Annotated in this window: 22 protein-coding genes; 10 read left to right on the top strand and 12 right to left on the bottom strand. The window is 29.3% G+C overall.

Going from position 1 to position 16,815, the window contains the following annotated elements; all coding sequences use genetic code 11:
* The 3 genes from LXD69_RS10685 (at nucleotide 1) to LXD69_RS10675 (ending at nucleotide 1,971) form a co-directional block, all read left to right on the top strand.
* Nucleotides 1-483 carry a hypothetical protein gene (locus tag LXD69_RS10685; protein ID WP_246915309.1) on the top strand — a complete coding sequence of 161 codons (483 nt, stop codon included), beginning with the start codon at nucleotides 1-3 and terminating at the stop codon, nucleotides 481-483.
* A 162-nt stretch (nucleotides 484-645) separates the two neighbouring features.
* Complete coding sequence (locus tag LXD69_RS10680) at nucleotides 646-1,164, top strand: DUF4468 domain-containing protein (protein ID WP_246915306.1); 519 nt, start codon at nucleotides 646-648, stop codon at nucleotides 1,162-1,164.
* Between the two features lie 102 nt (nucleotides 1,165-1,266).
* A complete protein-coding gene (locus LXD69_RS10675; RefSeq protein ID WP_246915303.1) occupies nucleotides 1,267-1,971 on the top strand; it encodes a hypothetical protein in 705 nt (234 codons plus the stop codon).
* A 398-nt stretch (nucleotides 1,972-2,369) separates the two neighbouring features.
* On the opposite strand, the gene LXD69_RS10670 is transcribed toward LXD69_RS10675, so the two are convergent.
* On the bottom strand, nucleotides 2,370-2,828 hold the full coding sequence (locus LXD69_RS10670) for an SRPBCC family protein (RefSeq protein WP_246915300.1): 459 nt from the start codon (nucleotides 2,826-2,828) through the stop codon (nucleotides 2,370-2,372).
* 312 nt (nucleotides 2,829-3,140) lie between these two features.
* The gene (locus LXD69_RS10665; RefSeq protein WP_246915298.1) at nucleotides 3,141-3,893 is read right to left on the bottom strand and encodes an arylamine N-acetyltransferase family protein; all 753 of its coding nucleotides are present in this window, start codon (nucleotides 3,891-3,893) and stop codon (nucleotides 3,141-3,143) included.
* A gap of 372 nt (nucleotides 3,894-4,265) precedes the next feature.
* Here LXD69_RS10665 and LXD69_RS10660 point away from each other — a divergent pair, with 372 nt between their 5' ends.
* Nucleotides 4,266-5,045, top strand: a complete 780-nt coding sequence (locus tag LXD69_RS10660; RefSeq protein ID WP_246915295.1) for an ABC transporter ATP-binding protein — start codon at nucleotides 4,266-4,268, stop codon at nucleotides 5,043-5,045.
* A gap of 142 nt (nucleotides 5,046-5,187) precedes the next feature.
* On the top strand, nucleotides 5,188-5,952 hold the full coding sequence (locus LXD69_RS10655; RefSeq protein WP_246915292.1) for a dienelactone hydrolase family protein: 765 nt from the start codon (nucleotides 5,188-5,190) through the stop codon (nucleotides 5,950-5,952).
* Between the two features lie 62 nt (nucleotides 5,953-6,014).
* Here the strand turns inward: LXD69_RS10655 and LXD69_RS10650 are convergent, their stop codons facing one another.
* The 3 genes from LXD69_RS10650 to LXD69_RS10640 form a co-directional block, all read right to left on the bottom strand.
* Nucleotides 6,015-6,992, bottom strand: coding sequence for a hypothetical protein (locus tag LXD69_RS10650; protein ID WP_045968107.1), 978 nt, complete (start codon nucleotides 6,990-6,992; stop codon nucleotides 6,015-6,017).
* Between the two features lie 10 nt (nucleotides 6,993-7,002).
* Complete coding sequence (locus LXD69_RS10645; protein ID WP_246915289.1) at nucleotides 7,003-7,554, bottom strand: hypothetical protein; 552 nt, start codon at nucleotides 7,552-7,554, stop codon at nucleotides 7,003-7,005.
* 233 nt (nucleotides 7,555-7,787) lie between these two features.
* Nucleotides 7,788-8,357: a pseudouridine synthase gene (locus LXD69_RS10640; RefSeq protein ID WP_045968104.1), complete on the bottom strand. Its 570-nt coding sequence runs from the start codon at nucleotides 8,355-8,357 to the stop codon at nucleotides 7,788-7,790.
* Nucleotides 8,358-8,549: 192 nt separating this feature from the next.
* Between LXD69_RS10640 and rmuC the strand changes: the two genes are divergently transcribed.
* From rmuC to LXD69_RS10620, 4 genes are read left to right on the top strand one after another with little or no spacing between them, the layout of a single operon-like run.
* The gene (gene rmuC / locus LXD69_RS10635; protein WP_045968102.1) at nucleotides 8,550-9,920 is read left to right on the top strand and encodes a DNA recombination protein RmuC; all 1,371 of its coding nucleotides are present in this window, start codon (nucleotides 8,550-8,552) and stop codon (nucleotides 9,918-9,920) included.
* Nucleotides 9,921-9,925: 5 nt separating this feature from the next.
* Nucleotides 9,926-10,300 (top strand): hypothetical protein, encoded by a 375-nt coding sequence (locus LXD69_RS10630; RefSeq protein ID WP_045968100.1) that lies wholly within the window; start codon nucleotides 9,926-9,928, stop codon nucleotides 10,298-10,300.
* Nucleotides 10,301-10,303: 3 nt separating this feature from the next.
* Nucleotides 10,304-11,341, top strand: a complete 1,038-nt coding sequence (locus tag LXD69_RS10625; protein ID WP_246915286.1) for an isoaspartyl peptidase/L-asparaginase family protein — start codon at nucleotides 10,304-10,306, stop codon at nucleotides 11,339-11,341.
* Nucleotides 11,331-11,882: an acyl-CoA thioesterase gene (locus tag LXD69_RS10620; protein ID WP_045968096.1), complete on the top strand. Its 552-nt coding sequence runs from the start codon at nucleotides 11,331-11,333 to the stop codon at nucleotides 11,880-11,882. The genes LXD69_RS10625 and LXD69_RS10620 overlap by 11 nt, the downstream gene beginning before the upstream one ends.
* A gap of 7 nt (nucleotides 11,883-11,889) precedes the next feature.
* On the opposite strand, the gene LXD69_RS10615 is transcribed toward LXD69_RS10620, so the two are convergent.
* Together LXD69_RS10615 and LXD69_RS10610 are read right to left on the bottom strand one after the other, a co-directional pair.
* On the bottom strand, nucleotides 11,890-12,186 hold the full coding sequence (locus LXD69_RS10615; RefSeq protein ID WP_045968094.1) for a DUF721 domain-containing protein: 297 nt from the start codon (nucleotides 12,184-12,186) through the stop codon (nucleotides 11,890-11,892).
* Nucleotides 12,170-12,607 (bottom strand): hypothetical protein, encoded by a 438-nt coding sequence (locus LXD69_RS10610; RefSeq protein WP_246915283.1) that lies wholly within the window; start codon nucleotides 12,605-12,607, stop codon nucleotides 12,170-12,172. Before LXD69_RS10610 ends, LXD69_RS10615 begins: the two co-directional genes overlap by 17 nt.
* Nucleotides 12,608-12,696: 89 nt before the next feature.
* On the opposite strand from LXD69_RS10610, the gene LXD69_RS10605 reads away from it, so the two are divergent.
* Complete coding sequence (locus tag LXD69_RS10605; protein ID WP_045968090.1) at nucleotides 12,697-13,767, top strand: serine hydrolase domain-containing protein; 1,071 nt, start codon at nucleotides 12,697-12,699, stop codon at nucleotides 13,765-13,767.
* Nucleotides 13,768-13,801: 34 nt separating this feature from the next.
* Here the strand turns inward: LXD69_RS10605 and ftsY are convergent, their stop codons facing one another.
* The 5 genes from ftsY to LXD69_RS10580 form a co-directional block, all read right to left on the bottom strand.
* Nucleotides 13,802-14,782: a signal recognition particle-docking protein FtsY gene (gene ftsY / locus LXD69_RS10600; protein ID WP_246915280.1), complete on the bottom strand. Its 981-nt coding sequence runs from the start codon at nucleotides 14,780-14,782 to the stop codon at nucleotides 13,802-13,804.
* Between the two features lie 95 nt (nucleotides 14,783-14,877).
* On the bottom strand, nucleotides 14,878-15,030 hold the full coding sequence (locus LXD69_RS10595) for a DUF4295 domain-containing protein (RefSeq protein ID WP_008253891.1): 153 nt from the start codon (nucleotides 15,028-15,030) through the stop codon (nucleotides 14,878-14,880).
* Between the two features lie 8 nt (nucleotides 15,031-15,038).
* Nucleotides 15,039-15,221, bottom strand: coding sequence for a 50S ribosomal protein L33 (gene rpmG, locus LXD69_RS10590; protein WP_045968086.1), 183 nt, complete (start codon nucleotides 15,219-15,221; stop codon nucleotides 15,039-15,041).
* Between the two features lie 26 nt (nucleotides 15,222-15,247).
* Nucleotides 15,248-15,484, bottom strand: coding sequence for a 50S ribosomal protein L28 (rpmB, locus tag LXD69_RS10585; protein WP_045968084.1), 237 nt, complete (start codon nucleotides 15,482-15,484; stop codon nucleotides 15,248-15,250).
* Between the two features lie 79 nt (nucleotides 15,485-15,563).
* Nucleotides 15,564-16,811, bottom strand: coding sequence for a competence/damage-inducible protein A (locus LXD69_RS10580; protein ID WP_246915277.1), 1,248 nt, complete (start codon nucleotides 16,809-16,811; stop codon nucleotides 15,564-15,566).
* Nucleotides 16,812-16,815: the final 4 nt, after the last annotated feature.

The following is a 16,815-nucleotide window of genomic DNA, read 5'->3' as shown; positions in this document are numbered from 1 at the left end:
ATGAAAATAATAATTTGTTTAATGAGCATTCTTTTTTTTACTTCATGTAATTCTCAAAAAAAAGAAAAACAAACAGTACAAAATTACATTATTGAGAAAATAATTTTTTCAGAGGTTAACACTTCTGAACCTATAAGTAATGAATTTTATGTAAAAAACACAATACAATTTAGTTTAGATAGTGTTTCTTTTTTTACAGAAAAATATGAGGGAGAAGAATTGGTAAAATCAGATAAAATAAAATCTTACTCTAATTCTAATGAAAAATTATTCAGAGAAATTCCAGAGAAATATTTAATTCCAAAAGATTTTACATACTTAAATTATTACCCTGAAAATGATGGAGAATATATTGATGTAACTATTTATTTAGATAATGGTAATCTTATAAATTGGACATTAAGTTATGAAGAAAATGATTTACCGCAAGAATTAAAATCGTTACTCAAAAACTTCATTATATCAAAAAATAAATTCCAATAAAAAACAAAACACCACATAATAATGTATATAAAAAATAGACGAAACAGTAATAAATTCAAAGCTTTTGGTTCACATCAAACTTTGTGTTTAATCGAAAGTTTAGTCCTTCGAAATCACCTGCTTTTCATATACTAACCTGTGTATAATTTAAAACAAATAAACATGAAAAAACTAATTACATCATTCACATTATTCTTAACATTTTCAGTATTTACATTTGGACAAACAGAACATCTCGAAAAATTTGAATATTCAGAAACTGGAATTAACGATTATATTGTTACTAAAATTGAAGATAAAACGACAAATGAAATTTATAGTAAAACAATTAATTGGATAAAAGAAACTTACAAAAATCCAGATAAAGTAATAAAAATGGAAATAGAAAATGAAAAGGTACGAATTAATAGTGTTGCTTCTAATTTACTATTTGTAAAAAAAATGAGCTTTAGCTTAGATTATATTATTGAACTATCAATCAAGGATGGTAAATATAAGTTTGAATTAATTTCCTTAACAGCAGGAGGAACTGATTATAAAAAAATTCCAAACTTTAAAACTGACAACAAACTAATTAAAAATTTTGGTGAGTCACCAAAAAGAATAGAAAACTATTTAAATAACCTTAATGAAAGTTTAAGAAACTATATACTTGGTGAAAAGAAAAATGATGATTGGTAAAAAACTACACACAACACTCTGTATAATTAATTGATTAAACCACGTAATCTTATACAAACACGTTAGCAACAAGCTTCAACAAAATCCTAAAAACAACAACTTATGAAAAAAGTCACTGAGGTATTATTATCTCTTATACTTTTAATTTCGTGTAAGCAATCATCAAACCTTTCAATCAAAAAAAGTATAAACTATTCAAACAAAACTATCTTGGATAGCTTAATAAAATCTACATCGCAATCAAATGACACTATATTTCTTGGTTTTACAATTGGAATGTCGAAATCAGATTTTAAGATTCAGATAGATAAAATTAAAAGTGAAGGAAAAACTATAACTTTTTCAAAATCAAATAGATTTACATCAATTGCTGGTAAATTTGATCTTGGAGCAGGTTACACGTTTAAGACAAGTATTTCAGATGAAAGCGAGGGGAAAACAATAACTGGTGAAGGCAAATATTTTATAGAACCTATTTACAATAAAAATGGTAAACTATCACAATTGAACATTTTACCATTTGAAGATTGGAATGATAGTGATTATTCAATCGACAAACCAAATTGGTTAAAAGATAAAATTGAAGAAAAATATGAAGAGTCAACAAACGAAAATTTAAAGAAAGCGCTTGTTAATACTGGAATTATTAGTGACTATAATACTGTTTGGCAGAAGGGAAATTTAATAATTTTTGAAACAAGTTTGACAGTTAACTATATTGATTTAAAAACTCTATTAGTTGAATTGCTAGTTAAAGAATTGGAAAAAGAAGTTATTAAGGAAGAAAACAAGGACGTCAAAATATAAAGCCAGCTGCTAACACAAGTAACTGTTTCACAACCCTTCTAAAAAGCTAATTTTTTAAAATGATTAATAAATAACAACAACTTTTATTTTAAAGTGATTTAAACGAGGTTGTTGTTATCATAGAATGCGTAAACCTTCTAATGAGATGCTTACAGCATGACAAGTTTGGAGTTCTCTATAGAGGAGTTCTCAATGCTTTTTAACTTCGATTCTCTACGTTAAAAAACTCGACCTGACGGTTGGGATAACGTTTAGTTTTCTTTACACAAACTACGTCTCTTCGGGTATGATGTGTATCGAGAAGTTGTTCGTTTTTTACTTAAAAAAATCAATGCATTGTTGGTAATATAAAACCTATCTCACAAATCTTTTCATTGGATATAAAAGTCTTATGTCTTTTATTGTTCTGAAATTTCTTTTAATTTATCTAATGCTTTTGGATAAGTGTTATTGAAGTAATCTAAATATTCATCAATAGTATCCATCTCCACAGTTACAGTTGTAATACCATTACTTTCTTGAAAGTTATAATTTTCGTGTCCGCCTGCCCATTTTTCTACCTGTTCACCTGTTGTTACTTCAATACCTTCGTTCAAAAATCCGTAATGACGAATGGAAATAAAACTAGCAGGTTTGTGTTCTACAATTTCCGACACCATTCCTCCTTTTTTACCGTTTTCATCTATTCCTACAAAAAGAATTTTGCTTCCTTTGTCCCAACTTCCTTCATAAGTAGAAGTAGGATTAAAAGTTGCTGTCCAATATTCGTAAGTAGCCTTATTCTTCAAGCCCAGCATTGTTTCATATACTTTTTGAGCGGATGCGTTTATTTCTTTTCTAAATTGTATTTTTTGCATTGCTTGTTTATTTTTTTAAGTTTAAAATCAGTTTGATACAATTGCATCTAATAGTTTGGTAGTTATGTAAATTTATAACAAAAGTTTACAAGTACAAAACTACTCGTATAATTTTCAGAGACTTGAGCGAAGTGAACAAACGAAGTAAAAGTCTAAATACAAGCCTAGCAATTGTTACAGATGGTTGTTATAAAGTGTTTTTTCTATTTATAATGTCTATTGTGATAAATATTAAATTATGTAAGTCCATGAGGATTTTTGTAAGTATGCAAAAACTAGTAAAATAAATTATATACTTGTTGTCAAGTGGCTTTATTCTATAATGTTAAATAAATTCCTTAAATGCTGTCTGAATTCTATTTCATTTTTAATTTCACTTTCAGTTGTTGAACCCGATTCTGTGATTTTTAATTTATTTCCGGTTATAGTAATTCTTCCGTTTGTTGTTGGCAATGAGATTAATCTTTTCTGTGTAAAATGAGAATCGGGACTAGTTTGGTGATATTTACACATTTCCTGATAATCATTAAAATCCTTTTTTTCTTTCTGAAAAATGTACTCGGGTGTTATTTTTCCATTTTCCACTTTATTTACACGAAAATATTTTTCATCATATTTATCTATAAGGTAAGTCCCACATTCGTCATTTTGAATTTTACCAATATCTATTTTTAGAGGCTCAAAAGTAAAATCGCCAAACCCTACATCACTTAAGTATTCTTCACCATCAATTTTAACAATAATTGCAAAATGGTCAAATTCTTCTCCATATCCTTTTTCTTGACTATAAACTCTTGCAGATATACGCTTGGCTTCAAAATTCAATGCAAGTAACAGTTCAAAAAACAATCCGTTAAGTTCATAACAAAATCCTCCGCGATTATTGAGTACAATCTTTTTATAAATTCGATTAATGTTTAATTCAATCGGAATATTATAATGTATGTCTAAATTCTCAAAAGGAACATTTAAAAGATGCTGTTTTTGTAGTTTTTTTAATAAATCTAGATTAGGTTTAGATTTTCCTGAATATTTAATTCTATCGAGATATTTTTCTTTGTCCATTTTCAATATTTTTTAATTTGTTACCAACTTATTTATTATGTATGATAAAGCGTATTATTTACAACCGTAACCTATTCATTTTAAACTCGCAACGCATATAAACACGTATTTTTTATGTTTTTGTGTGTATTTATATGTACTAAAAGAGAGCGAAGTGTATCGCTAAATTATAAAAAACCTCAATATTCTTTTCATAAAGATGCCTAAAACTAATACATACTATTATGAAGTTACTAATTAGGATGCTTACAGCACGACAAGTTTGTGGTTCTCCATATTATTCAATAGATAAATCAAAAAAATAAAGAGATTACGGTTATTTCTATTTTTAAATATTTTAGCTTTGCTATTAAAGTCAATAAGAACTTTACCATGTCAAAAAAAGTATTACATAGCGAAAACCTTTCTATAGGATATACTACAAAATCCAATACCAGAACAATTATTGAACAGTGTGATATTAGTTTAGAATCTGGCAAATTAATTGCGCTAATTGGTGCTAATGGAATTGGGAAATCAACATTAATAAAAACAATTACTGGAATTATTCCTCCTATTAAGGGAAATACTTTTATTAATCAAAAGAGAATATCAGACTATCATCCTAAAGAGTTAGCTCAAGAACTTAGTATTGTTCTTACAGAGTCATTACCTCCTAGTAATTTAACGGTTTATGAAATTGTAGCTTTAGGCAGACAGCCTTATACAAATTGGCTAGGTACTTTAACACCAGAAGATAAAGAAAAAATAGAAAATGCAATTGCATTAACGGGCATTGGTAATTTTATTGAAAAAAGACATTTTGAAATTAGTGACGGACAACTTCAAAAAGCATTAATTACAAGGGCTTTGGCTCAAGATACTGCTATCATTATATTAGATGAACCTACTACTCATTTAGACTTAGTTCATAAAGTATCATTAATTAAACTACTTCAAAAATTGACTCACGAAACAGGGAAAACAATTTTATATTCTACGCATGATATTGATTTAGCTATACAATTATGTGATGAAATGATTGTTTTAACCGAAAATAGATTAGTTAAAGATCAACCTTGCAATTTAATTGAACAAGATGTTTTTAATGAATTGTTTCAAAATGAATCGGTTGTGTTTGATAAAACAATAGGTAAATTTAAAGTGGTTTAGTTTTAAAACTCTTTTGTCTTTTGTTTTAGAAAAACTGATAAGATTTCATTATTTTTATAAAAATTTACAATCTGAAACTAAATTAAAAAAGAAGTTATACGAAATAATATTACTTTATAATCAGAACAATAAATAAGCACCAATGAAAAAATACGCAATTATCTTACTATTCTCTATTAGCTTTACTATGATGGCTCAACTTGAAACAATTAACTACTCAGACACTAATCAAAAATTAGAAGGCTTTTTTGCTAAAGCTCAAAAAGACAATCCTAAAAATGCTGGAGTTATTATACTTCCTGCTTGGATGGGTATTGATGCGCATGCGAAAGAATCGGCAGAGAATTTATCTAAATTAGGCTATCATGCATTTGTAGCAGATATTTATGGAACAAATAACAATCCTAAAGATACTTCTGAAGCTGGAAAATTATCTGGTTATTTTAAAAACAATTATAAAGATTATCAAAAAAGAATTCAATTGGCTATTGATCAACTAATAAAACAAGGTGCAAATGCAAATGAAATTGTAGTAATAGGATATTGTTTTGGTGGAACAGGTGCTATTGAAGCGGCTAGAGGTAATTTAAATGTAAAAGGAGTTGTTTCTTTTCATGGTGGTTTAGGGAAAGATCCTATGCGTGAAACAAAATTGATTCATTCAAAGGTTTTGGTTTTACATGGTGCTGATGATCCTTATGTTCCGCAAAAGGATGTTGTTGCTTTTCAGGATGAAATGCGAACTGCAAAAGCCGATTGGCAAATGAATTTTTATGCTAATGCTGTTCATGCTTTTACTCATAAAGATTTAGATACTGACAATAGTAAAGGTGCTGCTTATAATGAATTAGCCGATAAAAGAAGTTGGCAAGCGATGCAAGATTTTTTTAATGAAATTTTTAAATAAATAAGGCATAAAAAAAGAGTTGAAATTATAATTTCAACTCTTTTTTTATATACTATGTTTTTCTATAACCAAAAATTCATTTGATTACGTTCTATTATATCTAACTCTGAAGTAGCAAGATCTGTAGGAAATAAAATAGCTTCTGGTGCATTACCATAAAAACCTTTTGCATTAGTTGCTCCCCATGAACCTAGATAAAAAGCACCTCCTGTTTGAGAATATGATGTAGCTGATGCATTATTCAATGTTGTTACTACATTATTTAAACGAATTGTTTTATAGGCTGTTCCACGTACAAAAGAATATTGCTTATAAATATTTAAACTTGAGGAATTATAAAAACGTCTATTTGTTGCACAACATTCTTCTGATGCATCAAAATAACAATATTCATCACTCCAATTAATATGTATAGACCATCGCCAATTTGAAGCTGATCTCATTCCAAAAGAATGCTGATCTGTATTTTGAGTAGGTTTACATAACAGCATAAATGATCCATTTATTCCAGAATTAATTAAATTTTGAATAGGCTGATTAACCACCAAACAATCTGGTTCAACTGCTCCATTATAAAGAATTGAAGGTAAAGTATTTGAAGATCCTGCGGAATTTAAAACTAATCTAGGCTGATTAGCATTAATCGTTTGAATAGCATTGTAAGCGTTTGCTCCTTGGTCATACCATGTTGTAACAAATACGTTACTTGCTCCGACAAAAGCTGAATAGGTTATTTTTTGTCCAACAGTTAAAGAGCTAGATCCTTGCGAGGTAATAACAACTTGACTATCATTTGCAACAATATCATTATTATTAAAACTAACGTTTGCTTCTGCATTATCTGTACTTCTTCTAATCTTAACTGCAAATCCTGTATAACCTCTGCTTAGTTTTCTTAAACTATATGCAAAAGAAGGTGATACAGATACTTGATCTAATAAATATGGTACGTGGTATCTGTTTGCAGGTAAAGACTGTCCAAAAAACGTCAGTGTAATTAAGCTTAAAACTAAGCTATAAAAGTATTTTTTTATCTTCATTTTTCTACACTTAACGTAAATCGCCACTTAATACTGCTACATTTGTTGCTCTTACTTCAATACCTGCTTTCGCCCATTGTCCAGATGTTGCTTTAGCTCCCCAACGGTTATTTATAGTCATTCCTCCACTTCCTACAAAAACTACTTGACCTGTTCCCGCTTGGGTAATACTAACTTGAAATCCTACTGGTAATGTGTTAGGCACTGTCAATGTTATATTTGAATTAGATGTAAAATCTAAAATTCTACCGTTATCACTAGCCGACAATGTATATGTTGTACTTGAAACATTTACAATTGAACCTACATTAACGGGCATCCATGAATTACTTGCAGAACTGTAATAATAATATAAATTAACATCTGTATTATAAACCATTAATGATTGTGGAGGTGATGTAATTCCATTAATTTGTACACTTGTTAATCTCGGTATTAAAATACCTTTATCTGTTCCGTAAATATCTAATATTGAATTTGAATTTGGTGCAGTTGTTCCAATACCAACTTGGGCAACTATTGATTCTGTAATCAATAATGCCATAATAATAATCGTTCTCATAAAGTAACTAATAGCTTAAATAATTGAGTGCAAATCTATTGAAAAAATCAAGAAAAATCATAATTAAAATTTCTCATTTTTAAAAACTACCCTATGATTAGTATTGTTAATACTATATTTAATTTATATACTGTTGATAATAAAAATAGCTTTAAAAAAAACAGCATCAAAAATTTGACACTGTTTCTTACTTTAACAGTATTTTTTTTAAGATTATTGACTAATTTACTTCCTTATAGCGGAAAAACATTTACTTTTTTAACATCTCCAACGTTTAATCCTTCAAGATAATTTTCTCCCACACGAATACGAATCAGTCTTAATGTAGGAAAGCCTACAGCAGCAGTCATTTTTCTTACTTGACGAAATTTACCTTCTGTAACTGTGATTGAAACCCAACTAGTTGGACCATGTCTATCATCTCTAATTCTTCTACCTGGTCCTATATAATTAGGTAAATCGATAATCAATTTAGCAGAACAATTTCGAGTCAAATATTTTGTACCGTTTACTCCTATCTCTACTCCTTTTTGTAATTTTTCTACCGCTTCTTGTGTAATAATACCATCTACTTGAGCGTAATATTCTTTTTCTACAGTTTTTCTACGTACTTGTTCGCTTACTTTTCCATCAGTAGTTAATAAAAGTAAACCTTCTGAGTCTTCATCCAAACGACCTATTGCCATGGTTCCTTCTGGAAAAGGATATAATTCGCCCAGTAGTTTTTTCTTTCGTTTCAATTCATACACAAACTGACTCAAATAGCCGTGTGGTTTATGCAACATAAAGTGTTGATGTTCCATACATTGATATTAATGGATTGTTATTTTGAAGATTGTTTCAAAAATAAAGAAAATGAATATAAGTTCAAGATATTATTATTGATATTTAAAATCGCTTTTTATAAATACATAAATATTTTAAAATCATCAATCAGAATCTTTATTCATTAAAAAGTAATTCCTTAAATTTACGGTTAAAATTAGTTATTTTTTATGTCACAGATTATTATAGTATTAGCCGCTTTTATCATCGCCTTAGCTATTGGTTTTTACCTTGGTAAATTACTTTCTAAAACGCAATCTCAAGCCGAAAAATCAAGCTTAAATGAGCGAAACAATGGGTTACTGAGTCAAATTGAGCAATTTAAGCAGCAGTTTCAGTCTGAAAAAAATCAGTTTGAAAAAACAATCTTACAAATAACTACTGAAAAAGAAAGTATTCAAAAAGAGAAAGAGGCTTTGGCTATTCATTTAGCTAAAAAGGAGAACGATTTTGATAATTTACTAGAGCGCAATAAAGAGCAAAAACAAGAGGTTAATGAATTACAAGAAAAATTCACTAAGGAATTTGAAAATTTGGCCAATAAGATATTAGAAGAAAAAACAAATAAGTTTACAGAACAGAATAAGGAGAACATGAAAATTATTCTGAATCCACTTCAGGAAAAAATTCAATTGTTTGAAAAGAAAGTAGAAGACACCCACAAAGAGAGTATTGATTATCATGCTGCTTTGCGCCAACAGATTCTTGGTCTTAGAGAAATGAATGATAAAATGAGTAAAGAAACAGTAAACCTTACTAAAGCATTAAAAGGCGATAGTAAAATGCAAGGAAACTGGGGTGAACTGGTTTTAGAACGTGTTTTAGAAAAATCAGGATTAGAGAAAGGGCGTGAATATGAGGTTCAACAGAGTTTTAGTACTGAAGAAGGTGGCAGAGTAATGCCTGATGTGATTATTAATCTTCCTGATGGAAAGAAAATGGTTGTTGACTCTAAAGTATCTTTGACCGCTTATGAACGTTTTGTGAATGAAGATGATGATGACTTGAAAGTGGCTATTTTAAAGGAACACGTTACGTCTGTAAAGCGTCATGTGGATCAATTAAGTGATAAAAATTATCAGGATATTTATCAAATGGAAAGTCCTGATTTTGTGTTATTATTTATTCCTATTGAACCTGCTTTTGCTTTAGCTCTTAATGAAGATAGCACGCTATATAACAAGGCTTTTGAGAAAAACATTGTAATTGTTACTCCTTCTACTCTTTTGGCTACGCTACGTACTATAGATAGCATGTGGACAAATCAAAAACAGCAAGAAAATGCTATTGAAATTGCAAGACAAGCAGGTGCATTATATGATAAGTTTGAAGGGTTTGTTTCCGATTTGATTAAGATTGGTAAAAAAATGGATGAGGCTAAGGGTGAATATGGCAATGCTATGAATAAGCTTGTTGATGGAAAAGGGAATTTAGTAACCAGTGTGGAGAAATTAAAGAAAATGGGCGCTAAGGCCAAAAAAGCTCTTCCTGAAAATATTATAAAAAGAGCCACAGAAAACGAAATTGATTTAATAAATTAAAAAATATGTCTATACTAAAAAAAATACTTGTTTATGGTGTTTTAACTCTTGTATTATCTATCATAGGTTATTTCACTTTTGTCTATTATATTCCATATAGCGAAGGTGTTAGATCTGGAGAGTTGATTAAAATAAGCCATAAAGGATATATTACAAAAACTTGGGAAGGGGAAATTAGTCAAGGAATATCGGGTGCACAAATTTTCAATTTTTCTATAATGGATAATCAACCTGAGGTAATACAATCTTTAAAAGATTTACAAGGAAAATATGTAAAAGTAGAATACGTAGAACGCTATCGTACTTTTTTTTGGTGGGGCGAAACTCGTTATTTTATTACCAAAGTTACTCCTGAAAAATCGCCTCATTTTAATAAATAAAACATGAAAAAATACATTTTAATTCTCATTTCAATTGTTTTTATTCAATGTAAAACTATTGACAAGGCTGATAATCTCCGTGAAAATCAAAACATTGCAATTGTGATTCATGGTGGAGCAGGTACTATTTTAAAGAAAAATATGTCTCCTGAACTTGAATTAGAATATAAAAAAGTTTTAGAAATAGCAGTTAAAGAAGGGTATTCTATTCTAAAAAATGGTGGAACAAGTATTGACGCAGTAGAAAAAACAATAAATATTTTAGAAAATTCTCCTCTTTTTAATGCTGGTAAAGGGGCTGTTTTTACTAATGATGGGAAAAATGAATTAGATGCATCTATTATGGATGGCAAAACATTAAAAGCGGGTGCAGTTGCTGGTGTAACAACTGTAAAAAACCCTATAAACCTTGCCAGAGCTGTTATGGAAAAATCAGAGCATGTTATGCTTGCGAGAGAAGGTGCTGAGTATTTTGCAAAACAAAACGGATTAGAAATTGTTGATCCTTCTTATTTTTATGTAGAAAACAGATATCAATCATTATTAAAAGCAAAGGAAAAAGAAAAAATAGAACTTGACCATGATGGAAAAGCTTCTTTTTATGATTCCAATATAAAAGACTCCAAATTTGGAACTGTTGGTTGTGTTGCTTTAGACAAAAATGGGAATATTACTGCGGGAACTTCTACTGGTGGTATGACAAATAAAAAATGGGGACGTGTAGGTGATTCTCCAATTATTGGAGCTGGTACTTATGCAAATAATAAAACATGTGGTGTTTCTGCAACTGGTTGGGGAGAATTTTTTATCAGAAATGTAGTAGCTTATGATATTTCTGCTTTAATGGAATATAAAAATATGAGTATTGAAGAAGCTTCGAGAGAAGTAATTCAAAAGAAGCTAACCCAAATAGGTGGTACAGGTGGGATTATTGCTCTTGATAAAAATGGAAATATTGTAATGGAGTTTAATACTTCTGGAATGTATAGAGCAGCTATAGATAAAAATGAAAAGTTAACCATAGGTATATATGAAAAATAAAGAAAGTAACTCTGTAAACGCTTCAAAGGTAACATTCACTGAATTAATGTTACCGTCTCATTCTAATTTTAGTGGTAAAATACATGGAGGTTACTTGTTACAACTTATGGATCAGATTGCATTTGCTAGTGCTTCAAAATATTCTGGTTGTTATTGTGTTACAGCTTCTGTTGATGTCGTTAATTTTTTAAATCCTATTGAAATAGGTGAATTAGTCACATTAAAAGCATCTGTAAATTATGTTGGTAATTCTTCAATGCTTGTTGGTATAAGGGTTGTTTCTGAAAATATTCAAACTGGAAAAGTAAAGCATTGCAATTCTAGTTATTTTACAATGGTTGCAAAAGATAAGGATGGAAACACTACAAAAGTTCCTCATTTAGTTTTGTCAAATTCGGAAGAAATTAGACGTTTTTTTGATGCTTTGAGGCGTATTAATCAAAAGAAAAACTTAATTACTCTTGAAGAAAAATTTGATCATTTATCTGAGTCGTCATTAGAATTACTAAAAAAACATAATGTAATTGTGAACATGAAATAGTATACTATTATCTTAAAACTAAATATTTAATTAGTTCTTTCCCCATCTCATCATTAATCATTTTTATTATTTTTTCTTTTCCATAAGACAATTCTTCTCTTAAAACTGATGACGTTAATTTTACATATAAGGTATTGTTTTTTAGCTCAACTGCTTCTGTGTAGCTAACAACTCCATTTCCCATCATTTTTTGCCAAGCATCTTTTACATCTACTTTATCAATTCCTGTTTCTAATTTATTTTGTGTAATGAAGTTTTTTAGAATGTCTTTTATAGGAAGCTCTTCATTAATTCTTTTTGCCATTGTCTTCTAGTTTTATATCGTTTCTTTTTTTGTAATAATACTCTATTCCTTCTTCATTTTTTACTATCAACTTTTCTGGAGACAATGTTAATATTTCTTCTTCCCAATTTGAAAAATCTGTTTTATTCATAATAAAATAAGAATCTTTTCTCTTTTCAACTGAGAATTGCTGTTTTATGTTATTTACTAAAAAATTACCATTATAAAGTAAAATCACTTTTCTCTTAACTCCTTTTCCATTATTATATTCTACTTTTTCAACTTCTTCATTGATTTTATATTCTTTCGAAGTTCCTTCTGGTAATATTACTTTTTCTATTTCCCAATATCCTTTAATATTCTCTAAATCAGAATCCTTAATAGACTTTGTACAAGATAGTGTTATAAAAGTTATAAGGATATAAAATATGGCTTTTTTCATTTTTTAAAATTTGAAATAAAATTACATTTTTAAAATAAATTAATTAAACTATTTAATACTTTTATTGTCAAATAAGACAAATATACACCATGAAATACGCTATCAATTTCTTTATATTATTTATTTTCATTAGTTGCAGCTCTTCTGATGATACCAATTCTGATACAACAACTTCTGAAGAAATAATGTATTTTCCTCCTAATGCTGGAATGTCATGGGAAACAAAAAGTCTTTCTAGTTTAAATTGGAATGAGAATAATGTGCAAGCATTACTTAACTACTTAGAATTGAAAAATACAAAAGGTTTTATAATTCTTTATAATGGGAAAATTGTATTAGAGAATTATTTTAATGGACATACAAGTACTTCTCCATGGTATTGGGCTAGTGCAGGAAAAACTTTAACCGCTACAATAGTTGGTATTGCTGAACAAGAAAATTATATAAATAGTAACAACAAAGTATCTGATTACATAGGAACTGGCTGGACTAGCACCTCTATAACAAAAGAAAACTTAATTACTTGCAAACATCTTTTAACTATGACTTCTGGATTAGATGATGGCTTAGGCGATAATGTTTCACCTTCAAATCTTCAATATAAAGCAGATGCTGGAACAAGATGGGCGTATCATAATGTTTATGTAAAACTACAAGATGTGGTAAGCGAAGCAACTGGTGAAACTTGGAACAACTATTTTACTACTAAATTAAAAACACCCATTGGTATGACTGGATATTGGGCTCAAAGTAATGATTTTAGTGTTTATTGGAGCAACACTAGAAGCATGGCCCGTTTTGGGTTACTCGCTTTAAATAAAGGAAATTGGAATGGCACTCAAGTTTTAAACACGAGCTATTTTAATAACGCCACAACAACATCGCAAAATATTAACATTGCATACGGTTATTTATGGTGGTTAAATGGTAAAACTTCATATCATTTACCACAAACACAGTTTGAATTTCAAGGAAAATTAATTCCAAATGCTCCAAATGACATGTATTGTGCTTTAGGAAAAGACGATCAAAAGATTTATGTAGTTCCAAGTAGAAAACTAGTTATTATTAGAATGGGAAATGCAGCAGATGGTTCAAATTTTGCATTATCAGGATTTGATAATGAATTATGGGAGAAAATAAATGCGGTTATAAACTAAAAAGAGGATTCTAAACGAATCCTCTTCTTTATTTTTATTTAAAAAATGAATCTACAAATTCTACTTTATTAAAGACTTGTAGATCATCAATTCCTTCTCCAACACCTATATATTTTACAGGAATTTTAAATTGATCTGAAATTCCAATTACAACTCCACCTTTTGCAGTTCCATCTAGTTTTGTAACTGCTAAACTCGTCACTTCTGTTGCTGCTGTAAATTGCTTTGCTTGTTCAAATGCATTTTGACCTGTTGATCCGTCCAAAACTAACATTACATCATGTGGTGCATCTTCAACCACTTTTTGCATTACACGTTTTACTTTAGAAAGTTCATTCATTAAATTTACTTTATTATGTAAACGTCCAGCAGTATCAATTATAACAACATCTGCATCTTGAGACACGGCTGATTGTAGTGTATCGAAAGCAACTGATGCAGGATCACTACCCATTTGCTGACGAACGATTGGCACTCCTACTCTATCTGCCCAAATTTGCAATTGATCAATAGCAGCAGCTCTAAAAGTATCTGCAGCTCCTAAAACCACTTTATATCCTGCTTTTTTAAATTGATTTGCTAATTTCCCTATTGTTGTTGTTTTTCCAACTCCATTAACTCCTACAACCATGATTACGTATGGTTTTTTACTTGGAGATATAGCGAAATTGGCATTGTCATCTGTATTATTTTCAGATAATAGTCCAGCTATTTCTTCTCTAAGGATCTTATTGAGTTCGTCTGTTCCAAGATATTTATCTGTAGATACTCTTTTTTCTATTCGCTCAATAATTTTCAACGTAGTATTTACACCGACATCGGAAGACACTAATATTTCTTCAAGATTATCTAAAACCTCATCATCAACAGTCGATTTTCCAGCAACAGCTTTAGTTAATTTTGAAAAGAAAGAAGTTTTAGATTTCTCTAATCCTTTATCTAAAGTTTGCTTTTCTTGCTCACTTAGGCTAGGGTCCTTTTTTTCAGAAGAAAAAATTCTTTTAAAAAAACTCATTTTTATAGTACTTATAAATTTAGTAACAAATGTAAAAATAAAAAAGCTACTTTCAAACGAAAGTAGCTTTTCTATATATTATTTAAAAAAAAGAATTATTTCTTTTTTAAGAATTCATCAACTAATTCAGGAGCCATAACTGATTCTACGAATGTATATGCACCTGACTTTGGAGATTTAACCATTTTAATAGCTTTAGTTAATCTCTTAGAAGCTGTTTGTAAAGTTGCTACGGTTTTCTTTGCCATGACTTATATTATTTAATTTCTTTATGAACAGTTACTTTCTTTAAGATTGGATTAAATTTTTTAATCTCTAATCTATCTGGAGTATTTTTTTTATTTTTAGTAGTAATGTAACGAGAAGTTCCTGGAACACCAGAAGCTTTATGCTCAGTACATTCTAAAATAACCTGAATTCTATTACCTTTCTTTGCCATCTTGATATATTATTACGATTTACGGATTATTTTACAAATCCATTTGCTTTTGCTTGTTTTAAAGTAGCAGCAATACCATTTTTATTGATTGTCTTTAACGCAGCAGTAGATATCTTTAAAGTTACCCATCTATCTTCTTCAGGAATATAGAAACGTTTCTTAACTAAGTTCACAGAAAATTTTCTCTTAGTTTTATTCATAGCATGAGAAACATTGTTTCCTACCATTGCTCTTTTACCTGTAAGTTCACAAACTCTTGACATTATTTATAATCTTTATTTCGTTATTCAAAATCAGGGTGCAAAGAAACAAAATTGAATCGAATTATACAACTAACTTTTGTTATTTTTTTAAAATTTCTTTATAAAGTAATTCAAAAGCTTTGTTAACCGCTCTACCTATAACCTTTTCCCTTGGTTGTCCGAAATTAAATTCCTCAGAATAAACACCTTCTGGTGTTGCTAAAGCAATAAAAACTGTTCCTATTTCTGCTTCTGAATCTCCTTTATTTGGACCTGCATTTCCTGTTGTTGCAATTGCATAATCTGATGCAAATATTTTTTGAGATTGAAGCGCCATGCTTTCTACAACTTGCTTGCTAACTACAGAATATGTTTCTATTAATTCTCTTGGAACACCTAAAATATTAATCTTTGTTTCAGTAGCATAGCTTATTATACTTCCTTTAAAGTAACTTGATGCACCTGAAATTGCTGTTAAACTTTGCGCTATTTTTCCTCCTGTGCAACTTTCTGCTATGGATAACGTTTTCTTTTTACTTGTAATAAGTTCTGCTATAACATTTTCTATAGGTTGATCATCTTCAGTTCCTACAATTATTTCTCCTATAATTTTGTATAGTTCTTTTATTCTATTTTCGATTTCGTTTTTTAAACCTTCTTCATTATTCCCTCTTGCCGTTAATCTTAATCTAACTTTTCCTGGCGATGGCAAATAAGCTAATTTTATATAATTAGGTAAATTATTTTCCCAATCTTCAATTTGCTCTGCAATTAAACTTTCACCTCTTCCATAAGTCATCACTGTTTTATGAACGATAGAAGATCTGTTAAATTCATTTATCAATTTTGGAACAATTACCTCATCAATAAGGTATTTCATTTCATAAGGAACACCTGGTAAAGAAATAAAAACAGTATTCTCTTTTTGCATCCACATTCCTGGTGCTGTTCCCATTTTATTAAAAAGCACAGTTGCTTTAGAAGGAACTAAAGCTTGTTCTTTGTTTATTTGACTAATAGGTCTTTTATAGAAACCTTCAATTAAATATTTAACATGTTTTAATACCTCTTGATCTTCAATTAATTTATCTTCAAAATAATCACAAAATGTTTTTTTTGTAATATCATCTTTTGTAGGTCCTAATCCACCTGTTATGATAACTAACTCAACTTTATTTTGTAGTTTTTCAAGTGTTTCTAAGATATGTTCCTTTTCATCAGATACAGAAAGCATTTCGTAAGTAGCAATTCCTATTTTGTCTAAGGCTTTTGCAATATAAGATGAATTGGTATCTATAATTTGACCAATTAATATTTCATCACCAATGGTAACAATTGTAGCTTTCATTAAA

Origin of the sequence: Flavobacterium sediminilitoris, from assembly GCF_023008245.1 — a bacterium.
Lineage (GTDB): Bacteria > Bacteroidota > Bacteroidia > Flavobacteriales > Flavobacteriaceae > Flavobacterium > Flavobacterium sediminilitoris.
This window is presented reverse-complemented; position numbering and strand designations above follow the sequence as displayed.

Coding starts and splice junctions, on each gene's coding strand:
- LXD69_RS10660 (WP_246915295.1), top strand. CDS start 4,266: ATGTCAAAAAAAGTATTACATAGCGAAAACCTTTCTATAGGATATACT.
- ftsY (WP_246915280.1), bottom strand. CDS start 14,782: ATGAGTTTTTTTAAAAGAATTTTTTCTTCTGAAAAAAAGGACCCTAGC.
- LXD69_RS10580 (WP_246915277.1), bottom strand. CDS start 16,811: ATGAAAGCTACAATTGTTACCATTGGTGATGAAATATTAATTGGTCAA.
- LXD69_RS10680 (WP_246915306.1), top strand. CDS start 646: ATGAAAAAACTAATTACATCATTCACATTATTCTTAACATTTTCAGTA.
- LXD69_RS10620 (WP_045968096.1), top strand. CDS start 11,331: ATGAAAAATAAAGAAAGTAACTCTGTAAACGCTTCAAAGGTAACATTC.
- LXD69_RS10685 (WP_246915309.1), top strand. CDS start 1: ATGAAAATAATAATTTGTTTAATGAGCATTCTTTTTTTTACTTCATGT.
- LXD69_RS10595 (WP_008253891.1), bottom strand. CDS start 15,030: ATGGCAAAGAAAACCGTAGCAACTTTACAAACAGCTTCTAAGAGATTA.
- LXD69_RS10640 (WP_045968104.1), bottom strand. CDS start 8,357: ATGGAACATCAACACTTTATGTTGCATAAACCACACGGCTATTTGAGT.
- LXD69_RS10675 (WP_246915303.1), top strand. CDS start 1,267: ATGAAAAAAGTCACTGAGGTATTATTATCTCTTATACTTTTAATTTCG.
- rpmB (WP_045968084.1), bottom strand. CDS start 15,484: ATGTCAAGAGTTTGTGAACTTACAGGTAAAAGAGCAATGGTAGGAAAC.
- LXD69_RS10630 (WP_045968100.1), top strand. CDS start 9,926: ATGTCTATACTAAAAAAAATACTTGTTTATGGTGTTTTAACTCTTGTA.
- LXD69_RS10605 (WP_045968090.1), top strand. CDS start 12,697: ATGAAATACGCTATCAATTTCTTTATATTATTTATTTTCATTAGTTGC.
- LXD69_RS10610 (WP_246915283.1), bottom strand. CDS start 12,607: ATGAAAAAAGCCATATTTTATATCCTTATAACTTTTATAACACTATCT.
- LXD69_RS10615 (WP_045968094.1), bottom strand. CDS start 12,186: ATGGCAAAAAGAATTAATGAAGAGCTTCCTATAAAAGACATTCTAAAA.
- rpmG (WP_045968086.1), bottom strand. CDS start 15,221: ATGGCAAAGAAAGGTAATAGAATTCAGGTTATTTTAGAATGTACTGAG.
- LXD69_RS10650 (WP_045968107.1), bottom strand. CDS start 6,992: ATGAAGATAAAAAAATACTTTTATAGCTTAGTTTTAAGCTTAATTACA.
- LXD69_RS10625 (WP_246915286.1), top strand. CDS start 10,304: ATGAAAAAATACATTTTAATTCTCATTTCAATTGTTTTTATTCAATGT.
- rmuC (WP_045968102.1), top strand. CDS start 8,550: ATGTCACAGATTATTATAGTATTAGCCGCTTTTATCATCGCCTTAGCT.
- LXD69_RS10665 (WP_246915298.1), bottom strand. CDS start 3,893: ATGGACAAAGAAAAATATCTCGATAGAATTAAATATTCAGGAAAATCT.
- LXD69_RS10670 (WP_246915300.1), bottom strand. CDS start 2,828: ATGCAAAAAATACAATTTAGAAAAGAAATAAACGCATCCGCTCAAAAA.
- LXD69_RS10645 (WP_246915289.1), bottom strand. CDS start 7,554: ATGAGAACGATTATTATTATGGCATTATTGATTACAGAATCAATAGTT.
- LXD69_RS10655 (WP_246915292.1), top strand. CDS start 5,188: ATGAAAAAATACGCAATTATCTTACTATTCTCTATTAGCTTTACTATG.